The organism is Sphingopyxis sp. KK2, from assembly GCF_001990265.1.
Lineage (GTDB): Bacteria > Pseudomonadota > Alphaproteobacteria > Sphingomonadales > Sphingomonadaceae > Sphingopyxis.
The window spans coordinates 1-5,817 of the sequence record NZ_LYVN01000194.1 but is presented as its reverse complement, the minus strand read 5'-3'; the positions used below and the strand labels follow the sequence as shown (position 1 = coordinate 5,817).

9 protein-coding genes and 1 pseudogene are annotated in these 5,817 nt (G+C 66.2%); all 10 read left to right on the top strand.

From position 1 onward, the window contains the following. Positions 1–27: 27 nt before the first annotated feature. A pseudogene (locus B1A78_RS23215) lies at positions 28–324 on the top strand (DUF1428 domain-containing protein); the annotation flags it as partial. A gap of 18 nt (positions 325–342) precedes the next feature. Further along, positions 343–747, top strand: coding sequence for a DUF1428 domain-containing protein (locus tag B1A78_RS23210; RefSeq protein ID WP_306171663.1), 405 nt, complete (start codon positions 343–345; stop codon positions 745–747). Positions 748–897: 150 nt separating this feature from the next. Beyond that, complete coding sequence (locus tag B1A78_RS19995) at positions 898–1,461, top strand: GFA family protein (RefSeq protein WP_077148632.1); 564 nt, start codon at positions 898–900, stop codon at positions 1,459–1,461. Between the two features lie 11 nt (positions 1,462–1,472). Then, on the top strand, positions 1,473–2,198 hold the full coding sequence (locus tag B1A78_RS19990) for a DUF899 family protein (protein ID WP_077148635.1): 726 nt from the start codon (positions 1,473–1,475) through the stop codon (positions 2,196–2,198). After that, the gene (locus B1A78_RS19985) at positions 2,195–2,989 is read left to right on the top strand and encodes a VOC family protein (RefSeq protein WP_077148631.1); all 795 of its coding nucleotides are present in this window, start codon (positions 2,195–2,197) and stop codon (positions 2,987–2,989) included. Before B1A78_RS19990 ends, B1A78_RS19985 begins: the two co-directional genes overlap by 4 nt. An 11-nt stretch (positions 2,990–3,000) precedes the next feature. Next, the gene (locus B1A78_RS19980; protein WP_077148630.1) at positions 3,001–3,420 is read left to right on the top strand and encodes a glyoxalase/bleomycin resistance/extradiol dioxygenase family protein; all 420 of its coding nucleotides are present in this window, start codon (positions 3,001–3,003) and stop codon (positions 3,418–3,420) included. Next, complete coding sequence (locus B1A78_RS19975) at positions 3,417–3,914, top strand: VOC family protein (RefSeq protein WP_372236912.1); 498 nt, start codon at positions 3,417–3,419, stop codon at positions 3,912–3,914. Before B1A78_RS19980 ends, B1A78_RS19975 begins: the two co-directional genes overlap by 4 nt. 4 nt (positions 3,915–3,918) lie before the next feature. Continuing rightward, complete coding sequence (locus B1A78_RS19970) at positions 3,919–4,572, top strand: glutathione S-transferase family protein (protein ID WP_077148628.1); 654 nt, start codon at positions 3,919–3,921, stop codon at positions 4,570–4,572. 107 nt (positions 4,573–4,679) lie between these two features. Continuing rightward, the gene (locus B1A78_RS19965; protein WP_077148627.1) at positions 4,680–5,486 is read left to right on the top strand and encodes an alpha/beta hydrolase; all 807 of its coding nucleotides are present in this window, start codon (positions 4,680–4,682) and stop codon (positions 5,484–5,486) included. A gap of 57 nt (positions 5,487–5,543) precedes the next feature. After that, positions 5,544–5,817: PGPGW domain-containing protein (locus B1A78_RS19960; RefSeq protein ID WP_083734352.1), on the top strand; the 274-nt coding region annotated here is incomplete at its 3' end.

Below are 5,817 nucleotides of genomic sequence, written 5' to 3'. Positions count from 1 at the left end.
CCCTCCCACCCCCCAAGGAGAGACAAGATGACCTATGTAGAAGGATTTGTGGTCGCGGTGCCGACCGCCAACAAGGAAGCCTATCGCAAGCACGCCGCCGACGCCGCACCCCTGTTCAAGGAATTCGGCGTCGCGCGCATGGTCGAATGCTGGGGCGACGATGTGCCCGACGGCAAGGTCAACGACTTCAAGGGCGCGGTGCAGGCGAAGCCCGACGAGACCGTCGTGTTCAGCTGGTTCGAATATCCCGACAAGGCGACGCGTGACGCCGCGACGACAAAGATGATGAACGATCCGCGCATGGCGGCGATGGGCGGCGAGATGCCGTTCGACGGCAAGCGCATGATCGTCGCGGGTTTCGACTCGCTGATCGACGACAGTGCGGAAGGCGGCTTCGGTTATGCCGACGGCTATATCGTCCCGGTGCCCGACGCGAACAAGGAAGCCTATCGCGCGATGGCAGAGAAGGCATCGTCCGTGTTCCGCGACCATGGCGCGACGCGCGTCGTCGAGGCGTGGGGCGACGATGTGGCCGACGGCAAGGTCACCGACTTCAATCGCGCCGCGCACAGACAAGACGGCGAGAGCGTCGTGTTCAGCTGGGTCGAATGGCCCGACAAGGAAACGCGCCAGGCCGGCTGGGACAAGGTGATGAAGGACGAGCGGATGCAGCATGATCCGAACGACCAGACCTTTGACGGCAAGCGCATGATCTATGGCGGCTTTGCGCCGATCGTGGAGGCTTGAGCCCTATATGCCCTCCCCTTCGGGGGAGGGCAGCGAGACTTGGGAGCTTGCTCCCTAGTCGCAGCGGGTGGGGGTCAGCGGCCTTGCATAATTTCGCTGGCCCCCACCCCAACCCCTCCCCTGAAGGGGAGGGGCTTTAGGAGAGACCCGATGGCCGGCACCGAGCAGCCCGAAACGCGCATCGCGTCGTGCCCCTGCGGCAATGTGACGCTGGAACTGGCGGGTAAGCCGATCGTCGCGGCGACCTGTTATTGCGAGAGCTGCCAGCAGGCCGGGCAGATGTTCGATGCGCTGCCCGGCGCACCCGGCGTGGTCGAGGCCGATGGCGGCACCCCCTATCTGCTGGTGCGCAAGGACCGCATCGCATGGATGACGGGAACCGACCGGATCGAGGATCACCGGCTGAAACCCGATTCGCCGACCCGGCGCTTCGTCGCGACGTGCTGCAACGCGCCGGTCGCGCTGGAATTCACCAAGGGCCATTGGCTGAGCGTCTATGCCGGGCGCATCGCCGAGGACGAACGCCCGCCGGTGGCGATGCGGACGATGACCAAGGACCGGCCCGCCGGGGTCGAATTCGCCGACGACCTGCCGAGTTACGCCACGCATTCGGGCAAGTTCATGTGGAAATTGCTGGCGGCCTGGGCCGCGATGGGATTCCGCGCGCCGCCGGTCGAGAAGACGACCGGCTGGTCGCGGTATGCGGGGGGATGAAGGAGAGCGACATGCACCACATCAGCTATCCCAATGAGAGCGCCGACTACCGGACCGCACGCAACGCGTTGCTCGATGCCGAGATCGCGCTGCGGCGGCAGATCGAGGCGGTCGCGGCGCAGCGGCGCGCGCTGCCGCCCGGCGGCGAAACGCCTGAGGATTATGTGTTCGAGCGCATCGGCGCCTATCAGCGGCCCGAGACGGTCAAGCTGTCCGAGCTGTTCGCGGACAAGCCGACGATCATCCTCTACAGCTTCATGTGGAACGCCGAGCGCGACACGCCCTGCCCCGGCTGCACGCATATGCTCGATTCGGTCGACGGCGGCGCGCGCTATATCGACGACCGCGCCCCGCTCTATATCGTCGCCAAGTCGCCGATCGCGCGGCTCGCCGAATGGGCGCGGGTGCGCGGCTGGCCGCACTTCACCTTCCTGTCCGACGTCACGACGCGCTATTCGGCCGATTATTTCGGCGACACGCGCAAATTCCCGCCCGCGATGCGCGAGGAGCGCAAGCTGAAGCCCGGCGAGGAGTGGGACGAGACGATCTTCAACGTCTTTCGAAAGCAGGGCGACACGATCCGCCACCATTGGGGCAGCGAGATGGCGTTCGCGCCGTCGGACCCCGGCCAGCACCACCGCGCGGGCGACCTGGTCGATTCGCTGTGGGGCCTGCTCGACATGACCCCCGAAGGTCGCGGGGATTATTTTCCGACCGTCGAAGGAGGAAAGACATGACGGATGCATCGAACTTCATCTGGTACGAGCTGATGACCCCCGATCCCAAGGGCGCCGCCGCCTTTTACGGCGCGGTCGTCGGCTGGACGATCGATGCCGAGGGGCAGCCGACCCCCGGCGGGGTCGATTACCGGATGATCGGGCGCAGCGACGGCGGCAACGCCGGCGGGGTGCTGGCGCTGACCGCCGAGATGGAAGCCGGCGGGGCGCGGCCCTTCTGGATCGGCTATCTCCACGTCGATGACGTCGATGCGGCGGTCGACGCGATCAAGGCCGATGGCGGCGCGCTGCAGATGCCCGCGATGGACATTCCCGTCGGGCGCATCGCGATGGTCACCGACCCGCAGGGCGCAGCCTTTTACATCATGGACCCGACCCCGCCGCCGGGGTCGGAAGGCATGGAGAGCGACGTGTTCTCGGTGACCGAGGCGCAGCGCGTCCGCTGGAACGAACTCGCGACGAGCGATCCCGAAGCCGCGATCGCCTTTTACAAGACGCATTTCGGCTGGGGCCAGGAAGGCGAGATGGATATGGGGCCGATCGGCGCGTACCGCTTCATCCAGCGCGGCGACGTCGGGCTGGGCGCGGTGATGCCGTTGATGGAAGGATATCCGGCGCCGGTGTGGAATTTCTATATCGGGGTCGACGACATCGACCGCGCGCGCGCCGCCGTGGCGGCGGGCGGCGGCACGATCACCAGCGAACCGATGGAAATCCCCGGCGGCGAATATGCGATGAACGCGATCGACCCGCAGGGCGCGCCGATCGGCTTCGTCGGACCGAAGAAATAAGGAGCGGCGCCATGGCAACCCCCGAACAGGGCCCCACCGGCGGCCTCACCCCGCATATCGCGATCGCCAACAGCCGCGCGAGCGAGGCGATCGATTTCTATATCAAGGCGTTCGGCGCGACCGAAGTCATGCGCATGCCCGCCGACGACGGCGTGCGGCTGATGCATGCGCATCTGACGATCAACGGCGCGTCGCTGATGATGCACGACGAATTTCCCGAATATGTCGAGCACAAGAGCGGGCCGCCCGACGGGGTGACCCTGCACCTGCAGGTCGACGACGCCGACGCCTGGTTCGACCGCGCGGTGGCGGCGGGGGCGAGCGTGGTGATGCCGCCGGGCAATATGTTCTGGGGGGACCGTTATGCCCAGATCAAAGACCCATTTGGTCACATGTGGTCGATCGGGGCACCCATCGAAGGAGAGAAATGATGACGAGCCAACCCACCAGCCAGCCGGTGAGCCTGTGCCTCTGGTACGACAAGGATGCCGAGGAAGCGGCGAATTTCTATGCGGCGACCTTTCCCGACAGCAACGTGGGCGCGGTGCACAAGGCGCCTTCGGACTTTCCGGGCGGCAAGAAGGGCGACGCGCTGACGGTCGATTTCACCGTGCTGGGCATTCCGTGCGTCGGGCTGAACGGCGGGCCGATCTTTCCGCATAGCGAGGCCTTTTCCTTCCAGGTCCATACCGACACGCAGGAGGAAACCGACCGCTACTGGAACGCGATCGTCGGCAATGGCGGGCAGGAAAGCGAGTGCGGCTGGTGCAAGGACAAATGGGGCCTCAACTGGCAGATCACCCCGCGCGTGCTGACCGACGCGGCGATGGGCGGCGACCCCGAGGCCGCGCAGCGCGCCTTTGCCGCGATGATGACGATGAAGAAGATCGACATCGCAAAGATCGAGGCCGCGGTGAAGGGATGACGCGATGCTGATCTTCTATGGCCACCCCTTTTCCTCCTACACATGGAAGGTGCTGATCGCGCTTTACGAAAAGCGGATGGAATTCGACTATCGCAACGTCGACCCCGAATTCCCCGAGCATATGCCCGAGCTGCGCGCGCATTGGCCGGTCGGGCAATTCCCGCTGATCGTCCACGACGGGACGCCCTGGTTCGAGACGTCGGTGATGATCGAATATCTCGACCGGCTGGTGCCCGAACCGCGGATGATCCCCGAGGACGCCGATGCCGCGCTCAAGGTGCGCCTGTTCGACCGCATCTTCGACAATCAGGTGATGAACCGGATGCAGGAGGTGGTGAACGACGCGATCCGCGGCCCCGAAAACCATTTGCCGATGATCGTCGAGCAGACGGAGGCGCGGCTCGAGACGATCTATGCCTGGCTCGACAGGGAGCTGGCAGGGGGCGGCTGTGCGACGCCTTACGGCTTCACGCTCGCCGATTGCGCGGCGGCGCCGGCGCTTTTCTATGCCGACTGGGTGTATCGGATCGATCTGAAATACGAGAATCTGCGCGGCTATCGCGCGCGGCTGCTCGCGCATCCGTCGGTGGCGCGCTGCGTCGAGGATGCGCGGCGCTATCGCCATTATTTCCCGCTCGGCGCGCCCGACCGCGATTAACCTTTGCGGCGCCGCCGTCCCGAAACGGCACGGCGGCGGCGTGGTTAATGAAGCGCTGACCGCGCCGCTTTGCCTTTTGGCAAGCGCGCGCGCGCGAAAGCGGCTTCATGCTTTCCGCCGCCGCCCTCGCCCGTACCCTGATCGTCGCGCTGCTCGCCGGCGTGCTGGCCTTTGCGCCGGCGCGCGCGCAGCAGGTGATCACGACCACGACGGTGACCTGGACCTACACGGTCAGCGGCGGTGACGAGGGCGACGTCTTCGGCGACGACGAGGGTTTCATCGACGAGGATGAAGCGCTGCTGGGCGACGATGCGATGGCGGCCGATGCAGGCGCCGACGATTTCGGGGGCGCGACGCGGCGCTATGCCCCGCATGCCGATCTTGCGACGCTCGGCCGCGCGAAGGCGCAGTACGGGCCTTTCTCCGTCATCGACGGCACCACGGTGCGCATGGCGGGCGACGTCGACGGCGCGACGCCGCGCCAGTTCGCAGCGATGATGGCGGCGCATCCCACGCTGAAGCGGATCGAGATGGTCGATTGCCCCGGCAGCCTCGACGAGGCGGCGAACCTGATCCTTGCCCGCGCGATCCGGCGCGCCGGCATGGAAACGATCGTGCCGCGCGGCGGATCGGTGCGTTCGGGCGCGGTCGAACTCTGGATGGCGGGGGTCAGGCGCAGCGCCGCCCCCGACGCTGAATTCGGCGTCCACAGCTGGGCCGACGAATATGGCCGCGAGGCGCGCGACTATCCCGAAAGCGACCCGGTGCACGCCGAATATCTGAGCTATTATCGCGAAATGGGCCTCGACGACACCAAGGCGCGCGCCTTTTACACGATGACCAATGCGACGCCGTTCGACGATGTCACCTATCTGACGCGCGACGACATGGCGCGCTACGTCACGCTGAACTGACCCGGCCCAACTGACCTAGCCTTGTAACACGCCCGAGGCTTCCCCACATCGCCGTGCATGGCAAAGCGCAGCCTTTACCAGCGATTGCGGTCGACCGCACAGGTGCGGCTCTCGCTCTTCTGCCTCGGCATATTGCTGATGATCGTCGCGGTGATCATCGGGCCGCTGCCGGGGCCCGGCTTCCTGATCGTCTTTCCATTGGGGCTGATGCTGTGCCTGCAGAACAGCGCCTGGGCGAAACGCATCTATGTGCGCTTCAAGCGGCGGCACCCGCGCTATGCCGGCTGGACCGACCGCGTGATGCGGCGCGCGAGCGCGGCACGGCGACGGC